Source organism: Algoriphagus aurantiacus (genome assembly GCF_035156405.1).
Taxonomy (GTDB): Bacteria; Bacteroidota; Bacteroidia; order Cytophagales; family Cyclobacteriaceae; genus Algoriphagus; species Algoriphagus aurantiacus.
The window spans coordinates 53,554-69,999 of the sequence record NZ_JAXRUT010000019.1 but is presented as its reverse complement, the minus strand read 5'-3'; the positions used below and the strand labels follow the sequence as shown (position 1 = coordinate 69,999).

Genomic DNA, 16,446 nt, shown 5'->3' with positions numbered 1-16,446 from the left:
CATAATCACCCACTGAATGAATTCTGAATCACAAGAAAATACATCCCTCACGGAAGTAAGCAATACGAAAACCATAATTCTGAACACCCCAGATGACGATCAAAGACCTGTTTATATATCAGGTAACTTCAATAACTGGATGACTCAAGATCGCCGTTTTCTAATGAAAAAAGTAGCAAAGGGAAAGTATGAATTTACTTTTCCCATTGGTGATAAGTTTGAAAAGGAGCTAATCTACAAGTTCACCAAAGGTGACTGGTCCGAGGTAGAAATTGATCAATTTGGAAACAGAACTCCAAACAGGCATTGGTATGACGGCAATGAGACCAAAGTAGAAAAAGTAGCCAAATGGCGTAAAAACTGGCTACCCTACCGACCAAGTCAATTACCTGAAATACATTTGATTTCTGAGGAATTTGAAATTCCGCAACTCAATAAAACCAGGAGAGTGTGGGCGCTATTACCGCATGATTATAGTACTAGCCAGGAAGAATACCCAGTTCTTTATTTACATGATGCCCAAAACCTATTCAACGAAAATGCTGAATTCGGGAACTGGCAAATAGACAAGAAACTAGCCGTAATGTCCGACTATGGAATTGGCAAAATCATAATCGTCGCTGTAGAACATGGGGAATCGGAACGCCTTCAAGAATATAACGTGGGCAAAACAGTACTCGGCGTAGGCAGTGGCAAGAAATACATTCGATTCATCACCGATACACTCAAACCCTTTGTAGATAAAACGTACAGAACAAAACCTGGGCGGGAATTCACAGGAATTGGTGGAAGCTCGATGGGGGGATTGGTGAGCATTTTCTCTGGCCTGATTTATCCAGAGGTTTTTGGAAAGTTGATGGTCTTTTCACCCTCGCTGTGGGTGATTCCAAAAATCAAACTGGGATTTCTTGATATTTTTGAACCTCAGGATACCAGACTTTATCTATATGCCGGTGGTGATGAAAGTGAAACGATGGTAAAGCATGTCACTAAATTCCGGAAGCGCTTACTCAAAAGAGAGAACCTGAAGGGAAAAATGAAAGTACATCTGAGCATCAATGAAGAAGGGAAGCACAACGAGATATACTGGAGCGATGAGTTTCCCAAAGCCATAGAATGGCTATTTTTCAGTACTAAAGAAGACTAAATCAGCGAAAGCGACCACTATGCAATTCAATATCCCTACCGAAACGAGTGAGAAGTCAGGACTTTTGATTATCCCCATCTTAGGTGATAATTATGAAGATACTTTAAAAGAAAAACTCAACGGCTATTCAGTTAACGCCTCACTTTTCAAAGGAAAAAAAGACTCTTCCTACCAGTTGGACATCAATGGAAAACTAGTTTTGCTTATTGGATTGGGAGACAAAACAGATGTTTCCAGCATTGAAAAGTCTTTCCGGAGAATACTATCTAAAAATAAAGAGCTGGTAGAAAACACTGTTACAATTGATTTTCCCGATGATTTCCCTTCAGAATTAATTGAAAGTGCTTTAGTAGGTATTCAACTTGGAGCCTATAGTATTGGCTTTTTCAAGCAAAAGAAAGAAGATCAGAAAGACTTTGAGAACTTAGAAGTAAATGTGATTTCTACAATCACTAATCTCCAAACAACATTTGATCGTGCAGCTAAAATTGCTGCCGCAAAAATTGAAGGATTCAAATTAGTTGATCTTCCCCCAAACGTAATTACCCCAGAATACTTGGCAAACTGGGCTGTGGAGAAGGGAGCTGTACATGGCTTTTCCGTTAAGGTTTTTGATGAAGGAAAAGCAAAATCAGTAGGTTTAGATGCCTTTTTGGCCGTTTCTCGCGGAAGTGCAAAGGCGCCAAAGTTCATCATCATGGAGTATAGAAGTCCAGATGCCAAATCTCACTTAGGCTTGGTGGGAAAAGGAGTTACATTCGATACTGGAGGTCTGAACATCAAAACTCAGGGCATGGTATATATGAAATCCGACATGGGTGGAGCTGCGGCAGTACTAGCTGCCACCCAACTTATCGCTTCGCTAAAACTTCCGGTTAATCTCACCGCCATCGTTCCAGCTGTAGAGAACTCAATAGATAAGGATGCTTACCTTCCATCGGAGGTCATAGGTTCACATGCCGGATTGAGTATTGAAGTGATCGATACTGATGCAGAAGGCCGTTTGATCTTGGCTGATGGGTTGTCTTATCTGGTGAAAAATTATCAAGTGGATCAGCTCATCGATCTGGCAACATTGACAGGAAGCAGTGTGGGTACCTTTGGCTACGAATGTGGTGCGCTTTTCTCCAATTCTGATGCTATTTCAGATGCCCTAAGGAAAGCCGGAATGCAATCCGGCGAGAAAGTATGGCCTCTCCCAATGTGGGAAAGCTACCGCTCCGAGATGGACTCTGAGATTGCAGATATCAAAAATTATCATGGCAAACCAATAGCGGGAGCCATTACCGCTGCCAAATTCCTTGAAGCTTTTATTCATGAACATCCTTCTTGGGCACATCTGGATATTGCAGGTGTGGCATTTGGGGATAGCGAATTTTCAAAAACCAAATCAGGGACTGCTTTTGGAGTCCAATTATTACTTAAATTCATCGAAAATCAAGTGTAATTATGGACGATCAGGGCAAGACTTTTCTTTGTATTTCTAATTTTTTCAAAGGAAATGCATTTTTGACTCAGCTAAAAAAACAAGGCAATCGGGTGTTTTTAGTAACGTCTGAAAAGTTGAAAAACAAGCCTTGGGCATTTGAATACATTGATGAGATATTCTATATGCCTGGACAGGATTTAGACTGGGATCTTGATCTATTGATTAAAGGCATCGGAGGATTGATGAAGAATCACAAAATAGAAAGTATAGTCGCCCTAGATGATTATGATGTAGAAAAAGCCACCTATCTACGTGAGAATCTTAGAATTCCAGGAATGGGCCAAACTACGGGACGATTTTTCCGTGATAAGCTAGCAATGCGTATCAAAGCACATGATTCAGATATAAAAGTACCCGCATTTGCTCCGCTATTCAATGACGACGACATCAATCAATTCGCTGACCATATCCCGGCTCCTTGGGTGCTAAAACCTCGATCTGAAGCCTCTGCTCATGGAATCATCAAAGTTAATGACAAAGAATCACTTTGGGAGAATATTAATGAATTAGGAGATAATAGACTGTTTTATCTGGTGGAGCAATTCAAACCAGGGGATGTTTATCATGCCGATGGATTGATGCTAGACGGGAAGAACCTCTTCTGCTCGGTATCGAGATACTTATCTACGCCAATGGAAATTTCTCAAGGTGGTGGGATCTTCCGTTCGGCAAATTTGCAGTATGGATCTGACGATGAAAAGGCAATCAAAAAAGCAAATGCTGCGATAATGAAAGCATTTGGGATGAAGTCAGGAGCTACACATACAGAATTCATCAAAAGCCGTGAAGATGGTGAGATTTACTTCTTAGAAACCTCCTCCCGTGTAGGTGGAGCACATTTGGCAGAAATGGTAGAAGCCGCCACAGACATTAATCTATGGGCCGAATGGGCCAAAATTGAAGATTCTCTGGCTAAAAACTATACATATCAATTACCAAAAGTTGCCAAAAACTACGCTGGTATCTTACTCACACTTTCCAAATATGAACATCCTGACTTGAGCAGTTTTGATGATCCAGAAGTTTATTTTCGAGTGCCGTTAGAATACCATGCTGGCCTAATCGTGAAGTCAAAAAACCAAGATAGAGTGATGCAGCTCTTAGATGATTATGCAGAGCGAATTGCTAGAGAATTCTCTACTGTGGCTGATTCGCCAGAAATCAAGAAGTTTCACTAAATCAGTTGACGAGAAACACCGTCATCCGTTCAAAACTTCTCCTCTACTCCCAAACCAAAAAGGGCAAAGTCGTACTTGACAGGATCTACCGGATCAAACTCCCGGAGTTTCTGGGTCAGTTCTAGCGCAGTCTGCCAGTCTGTTTGCTTTCTGGTGATCATCCCCAACTTCCTTCCCACCCGATCCACATGCAAATCGCAGGGACAAATCAGCTGTGCTGGTGAGATTTTCTTCCAAAGTCCAAAATCAACTCCCTTATCATCATCCCGCACCATCCACCGCAAGTACATGTTGATACGCTTGCAGGCAGCCTTACGACTCGGGGTAGCAATATGCTTTCTTGTTCGATGTGGAGAATCCGGTAATGAAAAGAAGAATTCCTGAAACTGCGTTAAGATCGATCCCATAGCATCTATCCCGCCTGTTTGTCCCAGTAAAAAAGCTTCCTCTAGAGATGCGTGCTTTTTATAATACCAACTCAAAAAGTGGATAAAATATAAAGTGTCCACATCATTGAAAGTTCGGTGCTTGAAGTTTAGAAAAGGTTTCAAATCATCTTCTTCATGATTCAGTAAAAAGTCATGTGGAGCATTGTCCATCAGTTGAAACAATTCTATGCATTTATTAATGATGGTTTTGCGCTGTCCCCAAGCTAAAATAGCAGCAAAAAATCCTGAAATCTCGATATCCTCTTTTTTGGAAAATCGATGTGGAATTGAGATCGGATCAAGCGTAATGAAACCGGGGCGGTTGTATTGCTCAACTTTCTCATCTAAAAAATCCTTGAGATTTTGCATCAAAGGGCAACTTTAACTTCGCCTCCCTGAGTACCATCAAACCATTTGAAGCAAAGCTCATTTTCTATTTTCTCTGAAACGTGCCAATCAAAACATTTGATATTCGTAAGTGAGCGGAGTGAATCCTGGTCTGGATCATACAAACAGATATCAAAATCCGGCAAATCCCTAGATTCTGTGCTATTCCATTTCTCCAGAATAAACCCCTCTTCGAGTACTCGGACTTTTCTCCCAAAAACATAATCTGAAAGAACAGAAGGAACACCATCTTTTCTCCTAAACTTAAATCCAGATGGCCCAAAAACGATTTGCTTGATCAATTTGGCCTCCAATAAACCTCCAGAATAAGGTAAATCCTCCCACTCTGATTCCAACAAAATTACCTTTTTCCCTTCAGGACGAAGCCTAGTCAGAAATCTGGAAAGCAACGAAAATACGTAGGTCACACCAATAAACAGCAAGCCAAAACTCGCCAGAATCGGGTAAGAAATAATAAAAATCAGATTCCAAATGAATCGGAAAATGTAGTGGAAAATGAGTTGGACTTTATTCATAGCTCGAATGCAAAATTAGCAGTGGCTTAGCGGAAACCAAAATTCAATCTTAAAACCTAAGGAGCTAACTATAGGTTCAAAACGAAAGAAGACCGCCATTTTTGACGGTCTTCCAGTTTTATTTAGATCCTGACTATTAGTACATCACCTCTACAGGGAATCTGCCATTCACAGCTTTCAACTGATCAAAAGCTGCCTGAGAAAGTTTGATTACCAATTTACCATTGTCTCCAGTTTCTGGAAGCGTCCCGACTACTCTAGCGAAAATCGTCACGTCATTCTCCTCATTTTTTACTCGCATGATCGTGCCCACTGGAGCAGTTCTATGAAGCACCAAGTATTTTTTGTGTCCACCAGTACCTTCAATAAGTTCAGCCTGACCGGTTTCCTTAATATTCTTAAAGCCGCCAGAGGTATTTGTGTCTGCAGGCTCCACCATCATTTCATCTACACTGGAAACAACTCTTGGAGTTCCTATTACAGGCACAGTAGATTCTTGCATTGCTCCGCGACCCACTTTCAATACTTGACCTTGCTGTAGATTATTTGATGTCAATGCATTCCAAGTAATGAGATCTTCTACCCGAGCGGAATATTGATTAGCTATAGAAAAAAGTGTCTCACCACTCTGAACAGTATGTGATCTCCAATCACCCGGTACCATCGGCTTACTGGTTTCCACAGCAGCCTCAGAGATTTCTGTTTTGATCGTCTCGGGCTTAGGTGATGGCTCTATTTTCTCATTAACTTTTGGAGTTTCTTCAGCTTTCTTTGCTGCTTTTTCTTTAGCCTTAGTTTCTGATTTACTTGTTGTTGTGGTTGTAGCAACGGCGATAGCTGGTTCAGGCTCCTTAGTCACTGCAATTGGCACCGCAGGCTCAATAATCAAAGACTGACCAACACTTAGATCATTTCCTTTCAAACCATTCTCCTTCATCACACTTTCTACAGATACTCCATACTTTTTGGAAATGGAGAAGAGTGTTTCCCCTGGAACTACATTATGCAGCACAGATCCAGCAGGAAGCTCAGCCATGGATACAAACGGAATTTTTATTGTCTGACCGATTTTCAATCCTTGTTTTAAGACAGGATTTGCTTCAATGATTTCACCTACTGGAGATTTATAGCGACGGGAAATCCCGAAAAGAGTCTCCTTTGGATCCACTTCATGCAAAATAAATGACTGATCTCCGATGCGCTGAACTCCTACCGAATCGACAGAAATAAGCTCGGAAGCCATTGACAATGAAGCCGAAAGCGAGAAAACAAGAAGAAAGGACCAGAAAAATTGTGATCTATTATTCATAGGGATTTACTGAGTTGTGAATAAACGAATTAGAAATACAAGATGATTTTCCAAAGTCAAGAAGCGCAAGAATTATGCTAGAAATCGAGCATGACGCAAGCAAAACTGAGAAATAGGAATGATTACAATTCCTGCGAGATTCCATAGCCTGCCCCGACTAATCGGGGTGGCCTTTTAAAGAAAGTTATAAACACATGAAATCGAGCATGACTCAAGCGTCACACACTGGGATGATTATAATGCATGCGAGATTCCATATGGCCTTTGAAAGAAAATTATAAACATATGAAAAGAAATGGAATAATATAGGTCATGAATTCCAGGCAAAGATCGAAGAATAGTCCAAGAATCGGAATTTATGCTTCAAAAATACTTACACTAATCGCAGCTATTTAAAGAAAACAATCACTTTTTGTGTCTATTTCGTATCTTTTATCATTCGAACCTGCATACCACAAATGAAAATCTATTTCAGCGCATTCCTCATCTTCCTTTTATTTTCTTCTCAACTAGTTCTGGCCCAAACCGATACTGGAATTGACAAGAAGGTTTTTACCTTCAAAATCGACACGGACATAGATCCTGCGATGACTCGTAGGGTAAAATTGGCGCTGGAGCAAGCAGAGCAAGACGATGTCGACCTGATAATTATTGACATGGATACATATGGGGGTGCGGTAAATGATGCAGATGAAATCCGGACCATGATACTCAATTCGACTATCCCGATTTATGTATTTATAAATAAAGATGCTGCATCAGCTGGAGCGCTGATTTCCATTGCCACGGACAGTATTTATATGGCTCCAGGAGCAAGTATAGGTGCTGCAACAGTCGTAAATGGTGCAGATGGAGCTGCGGCTCCTGACAAATATCAATCCTACATGCGCTCGATGATGAGAAGTACAGCGGAAGCTAAAGGACGTGATCCCAAAATCGCAGAAGCGATGGTAGATGAGAAAATCGAGATTGAAGGAATATCAGAAGCTGGATCAGTGATTACATTTTCTGTTTCCGAAGCTGAAAAGTATGGCTTTTGTGAAGGTCAATACAATTCGATTCAAGCAATTCTAGCTGATCAAAACCTGGCAGGGGCTGAATTGATTGAGTATGAAATTGGCGTTACAGAACAGATAATCGCCTTCTTCTTAAATCCCGCAGTGAGTGGATTTTTGATCTTGATTATAATCGGGGGTTTATACTTTGAGCTGCAAACTCCTGGGGTAGGTTTCCCTATTCTTGCTTCTGTAGTAGCAGTGATACTCTATTTCATTCCATTCTATTTGAATGGCCTTGCTGAGAATTGGGAGATTTTGGTCTTCTTCATTGGAGTAATTTTATTAGCTGTAGAACTGTTTGTAATACCTGGTTTCGGGATATTCGGCGTGCTCGGAATCATAGGGATTTTGGCGGGATTAGTTCTTGGCATGATTCCCAATCAAAATTTCAACTTTGATTTTGTCCCTGCCACCGATCTATTCGTTGCCCTACTCACAGTTATTTTAGCTGCAATCGCTTCAGTCGGCTTAGTTTTCTGGCTTACACCAAAGGTCAATGAATGGGGAGCATTCAAAACCATCACACTTGCTTCGACTCAGCAAAGAAGCGAAGGCTACACCTCTTCTTCCTACGCAGATACCCTTAAAGGAAGGACAGGCGTAGTTCACTCTAGATTAAGACCCAGCGGGAAAATTGAAATCGATGGTGATATTTATGACGCATATTCCCGAGGAGATTTTATAGATCAAGGTGAAAAAATAATTGTCATTTCCACAGAAGGCACTTCCCTGAAAGTGAAAAAATGGGAGGCTTAATAGAATTTGGTAAGTTTGCTCCATGAATACCTCTCAGACGATATACGACCTGATCGGCGAAGAACAAATCCGCATACTTACCAAGTATTTCTATCAAGAGGTCTCCAAAAATGAAGCCTTGAAAAATCTCTATCCCAAAGATCTGGAGCCTGCTGAAGAACGACTTTTCCTGTTTTTGCTTCAAGTATTCGGAGGACCTGAGACTTACTCACAACAACGAGGTCATCCACGTCTGAGAATGCGGCATGCAAAATGGAAAATTGATTCTGCTATGCGTGATCATTGGATGAATGCAATGCTTGTTGCACTCGATCATCTAGACTTAGATCCTACTATTCGCGAAGCTATGATGAGTTACTTTGTGAAGGCGGCTAATCACATGATCAACCATGAGTAACCTGCTTGCAAGGCTGTACTCAATTTATGCCATACTAATCTTTGCTCTTAGCTTTCTGCTCATTTTTCCATTTATTCTGATTTGTATCTGGATTCCCGGTTGGAAAAAATACGGTAGAAAGATCAATCGATACTGGGCAAGAGGATATTTCACTTGTATTTTCCTTCCTGTGAAGATTGAGAAAAGTGAAAAGATAGAAAAAGACAAGCCTTACATCTATCTGGCAAATCATTTCAGCTACCTAGACATTGCCATGATGGGATTTATTTCTGGAGATGTACTATTTGTAGGGAAAGCTTCCATTCGCAAAGCTCCTCTTTTCGGCTATTATTTCAAGAATCTTCATATTGCCGTGGATCGAGACAGAATGAAAAGTCGTGCTGAGACGATGAAACGTACAGATGAAGCACTGAATTCTGGTAGTAGTGTAATAATTTTCCCTGAAGGAGGAATCTTTACCAAAAATCCTCCTGAGATGATTCCCTTTAAAAATGGGGTCTTTCGATTGGCCAAGGAGAAACAAATCCCAATTATCCCTGTCACTTTATCCTATAATCACCTAATTTTACCCGACGACGGGAAATTATTACTTCACTGGAGAGCTGCGAAGATGACCCTCCACGAGCCATTACTTCCTGAGAGGTATGATTCTGAAAAGGCATTGAAAGAACAATGCTTTCAAGTAATTCAGTCTCAACTCAACCTAGATAACTCAAACATATGAAAATAGATACTAATTCAATCAAGAAAATCGCTCATTTGGCAAGATTAGAATTTGACGAAAGCAGTGCTGAGAAAATGTCAAAAGACATGAGTCAAATCCTCGACTGGGTAGAGCAATTGAACGAAATTGACACGGAAAATGTCGCCCCACTGACTACCATGTCTTCAGAGGTAAATGACATGCGTGAGGATAAAGTAGGACATCAGTTGGATCATGAAGCTGGGCTTAAAAATGCACCTAAGAGAGACTCTGACTATTTCCGTGTACCGAAAGTAATGGAATAGCACCTTTGAAAAACACCTTGAAAATCTCCATAATATTTAAAATAGTAGCCCTCCTATTCATTAGTTCAGGAGGGCTTTTTGCGCTGTATTACTTGATTTTTGACCCACAGCCTTACATCAATATTCAGGCAGGGTCATTTCTGGATACGATTGCAATCCCATTTGACTGGGTACAGATTGGGCCTATTTCATTCCCTATTAAAGTAGATAATTATCTTGTATTTCAGGAGTTTAAGGCTCTATCCGCAGAAATTCATTTAACAGAATCTTACATCTATGCTGGGATAGTCTGGCTCGCATCGGTGTCAGTATTAACCTTACTGTCTGAATTTAAAAAAGTCCCCTTCATAGTTGGAGGAATTATTTGGATTGTATTGCTCACCTTTAGCAATTTCAATGGTCTAAATATCGGAGGCCAAAGTGCCAATTATCCCTTGATCATTCTTCTTGCTGGGACATTAATTCCTTTGATCTACTTTCACCTCTGGGGTCAAAGAGTGCATCTGTTTGTCAAATGGCTTTCAATTTTCATCGGCACATTCTCTTCTCTTGCTATCCTTTTCACACAAAGTCCGCTAAGCAGTCCCGAAATCTACATCGCTGAGCATAGCTTAACTATTGGTTTTGCTCTTGCGCTGGCATGGGTCTTTTGGAATGGGCATGGAATACTTTCTGGGGTTTATATTTTGCTTGCCAGAGCCAATAGAAATCTCAACCTGAATATAACGGTCCAGATTAGTTTCATCGCTCTGATTTATCTAAGCACACTTTTCTTCATTTTTTTGGACTTGCAGGGAGATTTAAACATCTCTTTTCCTGCCTTCTCCCCTTTATTCCTCCTTTTGCCACTTGGTCTGTTTGGGTGGATTTCCATCGGAGAAAAAGTGACCCAAAGTGACAAATTAATTTCAACTCCAGCTGTCATCAAAGCGCTTCATTTAATTGGATTTGGACTTGCGTTATGGCTTGTTTGGAAATTGAAAATGTCCGGAAATCAACCTGCAGAAGAGCTTTTCAAACATCTGTTTGTCTATTCTCAACTTGGTTTTTCTCTATTTTTCTTCATCTACCTATTAGCAAACTTCTTGGATGTCATGAATTCAGGAAAGGCGATTGAAAAAATTCTTTACAAGCCATATTCTCTTGTATATTACCACATTAGGATAGGTGGATTAATTGTAATTCTAGTCATCACTACCTATGCTGGGGGAATTGTGGGTGTTCAGGCAAATGCCATGACCAGTAATATTTTAGCTGATTATTACTATCAGACTGACAAGAAACTTGAGGCGAGCATTCTATATGAAAATGCCTGGATGCGCTATCGCAAAAATCCAAAGGCCAAGTTTGCTACAGCCAAATTACTTCTAGATCTTAAGCAACCGACTTTGGCTAAGCAGCATTTGGAGGAGAGCTTTACAGAAAACCCACAAGTAGATAACATCCTGCTATTGAGCGAAAGGCTTCATGAAGAAAATAAGGTTTTCGAAGCTATATATTACTTAGAAAATGGGCTCAATATTTTTCCCAATGAACCTCATTTGCTCAATAATCTAAGTTTGCTGTATACCAAAGTCAACAAGTCAACTGAAGCGTTAGATTTGATGTCTAAGTCTGAAAGTGCTGATCCAATTTTAAATTCAAATCTCAGTGCTTTAAAAACCAAGCTTGGTCAGCCAGAAGTCAATCCAACCCATTCTTCAGATTTGATTTCTCAACTCAATGAGCTGGCTGCATCAAATGCATTAGCCAATATTCCATCTGAAGAACTCGTACAATCCATAAAAGATAAATTGCAGGCAGAGACCTCCCCCATGCTTATTAATGCTGGATGGAGGAATTTAATATCAGAGATTAATAGAAATGACCCGAGTAATGACTTAGAATTATTAGATAGTTTGGGGCACAAACCTGAAATGACAGAATATCTAATGGATCTTCAGGAAACTGCTGTGATTAGAAGCTTGTCAGCTGGAAGAGTAACCGAGGCAGTGAAAAACCTAAATGGCTTGGCCTTTAGAAACCCAAATGACGCGGCTTACTATTTGCAACTCTCCGGAAGCATTTTAGCTCAAAATCTTGATTTCCAAAAAGCAGCCAATGAATTTATAGCTGCAGAGGAAAAAGGCTTCCAAGGATTCAGTACACATCACTGGAGTATTTTTGGACTTGCTGGAATGCCTGAAAAAGCAGTAGAAATGCGAGAAAAGTATCAAATTCAACTACCAACTTATCTAGCTAATAAGGATACTGCAATTCCAGATTACTTGAAAATCATCAGTAGATTTCACCAATCCTTGCCTCAAAATTCACTGTCTCAATGGCGGGCACTAGCTGAAAGTGAATTGAAAACGGACATAGCAATTCGCCTGATTGCCTACAAGGCCCATGGCTTGGCAAAGCAAGATTTAATCGAATTAGAGAAGTTTATTTCTGCTAAAATAGGTACTCAAGCAGACCTTAAAGCCTTTGTAGATAATCCAGATTTAAAGAATAAAAGCTCAGCAAACTCATTTATTGCTTGGATCAAAGCTAGCGATGAACTGACTGCAAACCCATACCTTAGCCCACTGATTATTAGCACAGTAGAAATAATAAGCGACCCATTAGATCAATATGAAATCTTGAATTCTGCTACCGAATTTAATCATGATCCCATCTTATGGATAAAGAAAATCAAGGCAGCAAGGAAAAGCGGGCTCGATACTTATGCCAATGAATCTTTAGAACTTTTGCAACAATGGGTAAGTCCAGAAGACCTTGCAAGCCTCCAAAACTCAAACTATTGATTCACATTAACGTTTTTTGTGTAGGCGGAAATTTATTTTCCACCCCAAAATATTAACTTTAGCAAAACCCCAGCCATGACGAAAATTATAGAAACTCACGAAATCAACAAAACATACAGAATGGGCTCTGAAATTATTCAAGCACTCAAATCAGTCTCCATTACTGTAGACAAAGGAGAATATGTAGCTTTCATGGGGCCTTCTGGTTCGGGAAAATCAACGCTAATGAATATTATTGGCTGTCTAGATACTCCTACATCAGGCACTTATGTCTTGAATAATAAAGATGTTTCTGACATGACCGAAAATGAATTGGCAGAAATTAGAAATAAGGAAATCGGATTCGTATTTCAGACTTTCAACCTCTTACCTAGAGCAAGTTGCTTAGAAAACGTGGCGCTTCCATTGGTTTATGCAGGTTTGAACAAATCCGACCGGGAAGAAATCGCTTTTCAGGCACTTTCAAATGTAGGGTTAGGGGATAGAACTAAGCACCGTCCAAATGAACTTTCTGGTGGTCAGCGTCAGCGTGTAGCTATAGCAAGAGCCTTGGTAAATACACCAAGTATCATACTTGCCGATGAACCAACTGGTAACTTGGATTCCAAGACCTCTCATGGTATCATGGAACTTTTTCATGAATTGCACTCAAATGGTAATACAATAATCATGGTTACGCACGAAGACGACATTGCTCATTATGCACATAGGGTCGTAAGATTGCGGGATGGATTGGTGGAATCGGACACAATAAATCCGAATCCTACCCGAGGAATTGCAATGCATGTCTAATCACACCTTATAATTTCAAATAGATTCTTATTTTTGTCCTAAGAGAATCCAGGGCAAAGAGATGAAAATCTATACTAAAACAGGCGATCAAGGAACCACATCATTGTTAGGCGGGGCACGTGTCTCTAAATCTAACTTGAGAATTGATGCCTATGGCACTGTAGATGAGCTCAACTCATACATTGGCTTACTTCGCGACCAACCAGTAAATGAAAAAAGAACTGATTTTCTTAAAGAAATTCAGGACCGTCTATTTACACTTGGTGCAGATTTGGCCACAACTCCTGGTAAAAACAAAGTAAAAAAACCAGATTTGCACCAAGAAGATATAGAGATTCTGGAACAGGAAATGGATCAAATGCAAGGATTGCTCCCACCTCTCACAGCTTTTATACTTCCCGGTGGACATCAATCCGTTTCATTTTGTCATCTTGCACGTACAGTTTGCCGTCGTGCAGAGCGAATTGCAGTGGAGCTGACTTCTATGGAACCTGTTTCTGAATTAGTCATTCAATACCTAAATCGCCTCTCCGACTTTCTTTTTGTACTTGGCCGCATAATGGCTTATGAACTGAAAGTGGATGAAGTAACCTGGAAACCCAGAAATTAATAATTAGCTACCTGGCTCAGCCAGATTAAAGGCAAAACCAATGAAGACACAACTTGCCCTACCGATAACTAAAGTTCAAAACTCTAGATTAGCGGAAATAGACTTTTCCAATTTAGTTTTTGGACGTACGATCAGCGATCACATGTTTGTAGCCGATTACAAAGATGGTGAATGGTGTGACCTTAGAATCGTCCCTTACGGCCCTCTTAGTATAAATCCTGCCAACGCCACACTTCATTATGGTCAGTCTATTTTTGAAGGCATGAAAGCCTATAGAAATGAAAATGGAAAGATCTTGGTTTTTCGTGCGGACGCAAACTGGAAGCGATTAAATGTATCGGCTGAGCGTATGTGTATGCCTGAGCTGCCTGAGGAGATTTTCATGGAGGGTCTTACCCAACTAATTGATTTGGATAGAAAGTGGGTACCTACAGCAAAAGGTGCCTCGTTGTATGTAAGACCATACATGTTTGCTACGGATGATTACATAGGAGTTAAACCATCCGATACTTACAAATTCATTATCCTCACTTGCCCCGTAGGAAATTACTACAACAAGCCTGTGAGTGTGAAAGTTGAAACGACGTTTACCCGAGCAACTGAAGGAGGCACTGGTGCTGCAAAAACAGCAGGAAACTACGCTGCTTCTCTTTACCCTGCACGCCAAGCTCAAAAGGCCGGATACGACCAGCTTCTCTGGACTGACGGCAAGTCGCACAGCAAAATAGAGGAGAGTGGAACAATGAACATCATGTTCAAAATCAACGGTAAGCTGATCACAGCGCCTACGAATACAGGAACAATTTTGAAAGGAATCACACGAGATTCAGTAATTCAACTTGCAAAAGATTGGAACGAACCTCTGGAAGAACGATTCCTGACAGTTTCAGAGCTTGAAGCAGCATTGATAGACGGAACACTAGAAGAAGCATTCGGAACTGGTACTGCAGCAACTATCGCACATGTGCAGCGAATCAATGTAAATGGTAAAGATTACATGCTTCCAGGAAAATCTGAAAATGCATTTTCACACAGAGTATTGGCGGAACTAGACGGAATTAAATATGGCGATGTTGCCGACCCACACGATTGGATTATTTCGATCTAAAAATTTAATTGCACTTCTCTTAAAAATGGCTGTCTAACCACAATAGACAGCCATTTTTTATTCAGCATAGTGAGGAGCGTGCACACTAAGTATTTTGAGCTTTTTCAGCCCTCCGGGCAAAGCCCATTCAATTTCCATCCCCTCTTGAAAGCCAATTAACGCAACTCCTAATGGAGAAAGAATAGATAGCCTCTTTTCAGCAATATTGCCAAACTTAGGCAAAGTCAATTGAAATTTTAATAGTTGGCCAGAAGCTAGTTCCTGAACTTCGAAATGAGAATTAATTCGAATCACTTGCGGTTCAATTTTATTCTCCGAAACTAGTTTGGCTTTTTCGATTTCTCTTGCGAGCAAAGCTATCTCCTTGGTAATCAAATGTGAAGGAGTATTAACAATCAATTCTTTAATTGTATTGTAGTCCGATTTTGTGAGTATTGGCTTCATAATTTTTAATAATAAATAAAGTGAACACGAGCTAAATGCTCAGATAAAGAAGTCTTGAAAAATTGCCCTGCTTAAGTAATAATCAAAATCACTGAGGGCTAAGAAATAAAGGCTTTGCTCTTTTGGATTGATACACATATCCTCCGACTACTGGACGAGGTAGCAGAAAAAGTATTGGAGACGATATGTACAATGTTTGAAGACAAAATGATCCAGTTTCAGGCAGAAAAATCAAACTATAGAAACAAGCATTTTTCTTCCTAGATCTTCATACGGATTACCACTATAGGGGTTCTTTGTATTCCATTTAAAAATCTCGTCTAATTGAAGATTATCATAAAATCGACATGCGCAGAAGATTAGTACTAGAAAGCGATAGATAATTATTTGATGCAAAATGAGCTACTCACTAAATTTCCGGAAATTCCAGCATGATTTTTCCTCAATTTGTTTTTATTTAGAGTAATGAAAAACCTAGTAGTCATTTTTCTCATGTTCTCCTCAACTCTATCTTCTTTTGCGCAGGGAACAGATTTCATACTTCTTAAGAGAGGGGCAAAACAAAAATCCCAAATTCGGTATTACCCAGGCGAGACTATTACCTACAAAAGCACAAAAATAGACTATTTCGTTACCGATGTAATCCAAAGCATTGACCAAAACTTTATTTACCTCAGTGAAAATATTCTGTCGCCAGAGACTATTACCGAGATAGACATTCGAGATAAAGATCGTAGAAATGGAACCTTGAGGGCGCTCAACGTCCTAACGCTCAGTGCCGGAATTATTCTACTTGGAGCTGAATCCATCAATAGTATTTACCACGACAACGAATTCTCAATCAGCAGTGGCGTAGGACTTACATCAGGGATCTTGTTGGGAGCAGGAGTAGCATTGCTTCCTTTGCGCTATAAAATATTTAAGAATACAGGACGAAATAAAATCCAGCTAATCCAAATGCGAATGGATTAATCAAGGATTATTGGTATAAGCAGATATTTTTTCGGACT

Annotated in this window: 16 protein-coding genes; 12 read left to right on the top strand and 4 right to left on the bottom strand. The window is 40.1% G+C overall.

Annotation, left to right across the window (positions count from 1 at the left end; translation table 11 throughout):
- Positions 1-16: 16 nt before the first annotated feature.
- The 3 genes from SYJ56_RS17720 to SYJ56_RS17710 are packed head-to-tail and all read left to right on the top strand — an operon-like array spanning position 17 to position 3,814.
- Positions 17-1,147, top strand: coding sequence for an alpha/beta hydrolase (locus tag SYJ56_RS17720; RefSeq protein WP_323836410.1), 1,131 nt, complete (start codon positions 17-19; stop codon positions 1,145-1,147).
- Between the two features lie 19 nt (positions 1,148-1,166).
- Positions 1,167-2,594, top strand: coding sequence for a leucyl aminopeptidase family protein (locus SYJ56_RS17715; protein ID WP_323836408.1), 1,428 nt, complete (start codon positions 1,167-1,169; stop codon positions 2,592-2,594).
- A gap of 2 nt (positions 2,595-2,596) precedes the next feature.
- Positions 2,597-3,814 (top strand): ATP-grasp domain-containing protein, encoded by a 1,218-nt coding sequence (locus SYJ56_RS17710; RefSeq protein WP_323836406.1) that lies wholly within the window; start codon positions 2,597-2,599, stop codon positions 3,812-3,814.
- 29 nt (positions 3,815-3,843) lie between these two features.
- Here SYJ56_RS17710 and SYJ56_RS17705 read toward each other — a convergent pair whose 3' ends face one another.
- The 3 genes from SYJ56_RS17705 to SYJ56_RS17695 form a co-directional block, all read right to left on the bottom strand.
- Positions 3,844-4,611, bottom strand: a complete 768-nt coding sequence (locus tag SYJ56_RS17705; protein WP_323836404.1) for a TIGR02757 family protein — start codon at positions 4,609-4,611, stop codon at positions 3,844-3,846.
- Positions 4,611-5,165, bottom strand: coding sequence for a hypothetical protein (locus SYJ56_RS17700; protein WP_323836402.1), 555 nt, complete (start codon positions 5,163-5,165; stop codon positions 4,611-4,613). Before SYJ56_RS17700 ends, SYJ56_RS17705 begins: the two co-directional genes overlap by 1 nt.
- Before the next feature lie 136 nt (positions 5,166-5,301).
- Entirely contained in the window at positions 5,302-6,474 is a 1,173-nt protein-coding gene (locus tag SYJ56_RS17695) for a LysM peptidoglycan-binding domain-containing protein (RefSeq protein WP_323836400.1), read from the bottom strand.
- 458 nt (positions 6,475-6,932) lie between these two features.
- Between SYJ56_RS17695 and SYJ56_RS17690 the strand changes: the two genes are divergently transcribed.
- The 8 genes from SYJ56_RS17690 to SYJ56_RS17655 all read left to right on the top strand — a co-directional run bounded on the left by SYJ56_RS17690 (position 6,933) and on the right by SYJ56_RS17655 (position 14,992).
- Positions 6,933-8,288, top strand: coding sequence for an NfeD family protein (locus SYJ56_RS17690; RefSeq protein WP_323836398.1), 1,356 nt, complete (start codon positions 6,933-6,935; stop codon positions 8,286-8,288).
- A gap of 22 nt (positions 8,289-8,310) precedes the next feature.
- Positions 8,311-8,685 (top strand): globin domain-containing protein, encoded by a 375-nt coding sequence (locus tag SYJ56_RS17685; RefSeq protein ID WP_323836396.1) that lies wholly within the window; start codon positions 8,311-8,313, stop codon positions 8,683-8,685.
- On the top strand, positions 8,678-9,409 hold the full coding sequence (locus tag SYJ56_RS17680) for a lysophospholipid acyltransferase family protein (protein WP_323836394.1): 732 nt from the start codon (positions 8,678-8,680) through the stop codon (positions 9,407-9,409). The genes SYJ56_RS17685 and SYJ56_RS17680 overlap by 8 nt, the downstream gene beginning before the upstream one ends.
- The gene (gene gatC / locus SYJ56_RS17675) at positions 9,406-9,693 is read left to right on the top strand and encodes an Asp-tRNA(Asn)/Glu-tRNA(Gln) amidotransferase subunit GatC (protein ID WP_323836392.1); all 288 of its coding nucleotides are present in this window, start codon (positions 9,406-9,408) and stop codon (positions 9,691-9,693) included. The genes SYJ56_RS17680 and gatC overlap by 4 nt, the downstream gene beginning before the upstream one ends.
- Positions 9,694-9,710: 17 nt before the next feature.
- Entirely contained in the window at positions 9,711-12,482 is a 2,772-nt protein-coding gene (locus SYJ56_RS17670; protein WP_323836390.1) for a tetratricopeptide repeat protein, read from the top strand.
- 75 nt (positions 12,483-12,557) lie between these two features.
- Positions 12,558-13,274: an ABC transporter ATP-binding protein gene (locus SYJ56_RS17665; protein WP_323836387.1), complete on the top strand. Its 717-nt coding sequence runs from the start codon at positions 12,558-12,560 to the stop codon at positions 13,272-13,274.
- 61 nt (positions 13,275-13,335) lie between these two features.
- On the top strand, positions 13,336-13,884 hold the full coding sequence (locus tag SYJ56_RS17660; RefSeq protein ID WP_323836385.1) for a cob(I)yrinic acid a,c-diamide adenosyltransferase: 549 nt from the start codon (positions 13,336-13,338) through the stop codon (positions 13,882-13,884).
- Positions 13,885-13,924: 40 nt separating this feature from the next.
- A complete protein-coding gene (locus SYJ56_RS17655) occupies positions 13,925-14,992 on the top strand; it encodes a branched-chain amino acid aminotransferase (RefSeq protein WP_323836383.1) in 1,068 nt (355 codons plus the stop codon).
- A gap of 57 nt (positions 14,993-15,049) precedes the next feature.
- On the opposite strand, the gene SYJ56_RS17650 is transcribed toward SYJ56_RS17655, so the two are convergent.
- A complete protein-coding gene (locus SYJ56_RS17650; RefSeq protein WP_323836381.1) occupies positions 15,050-15,436 on the bottom strand; it encodes a GreA/GreB family elongation factor in 387 nt (128 codons plus the stop codon).
- A 465-nt stretch (positions 15,437-15,901) separates the two neighbouring features.
- Here SYJ56_RS17650 and SYJ56_RS17645 point away from each other — a divergent pair, with 465 nt between their 5' ends.
- Complete coding sequence (locus SYJ56_RS17645; protein WP_323836379.1) at positions 15,902-16,408, top strand: hypothetical protein; 507 nt, start codon at positions 15,902-15,904, stop codon at positions 16,406-16,408.
- Positions 16,409-16,446: the final 38 nt, after the last annotated feature.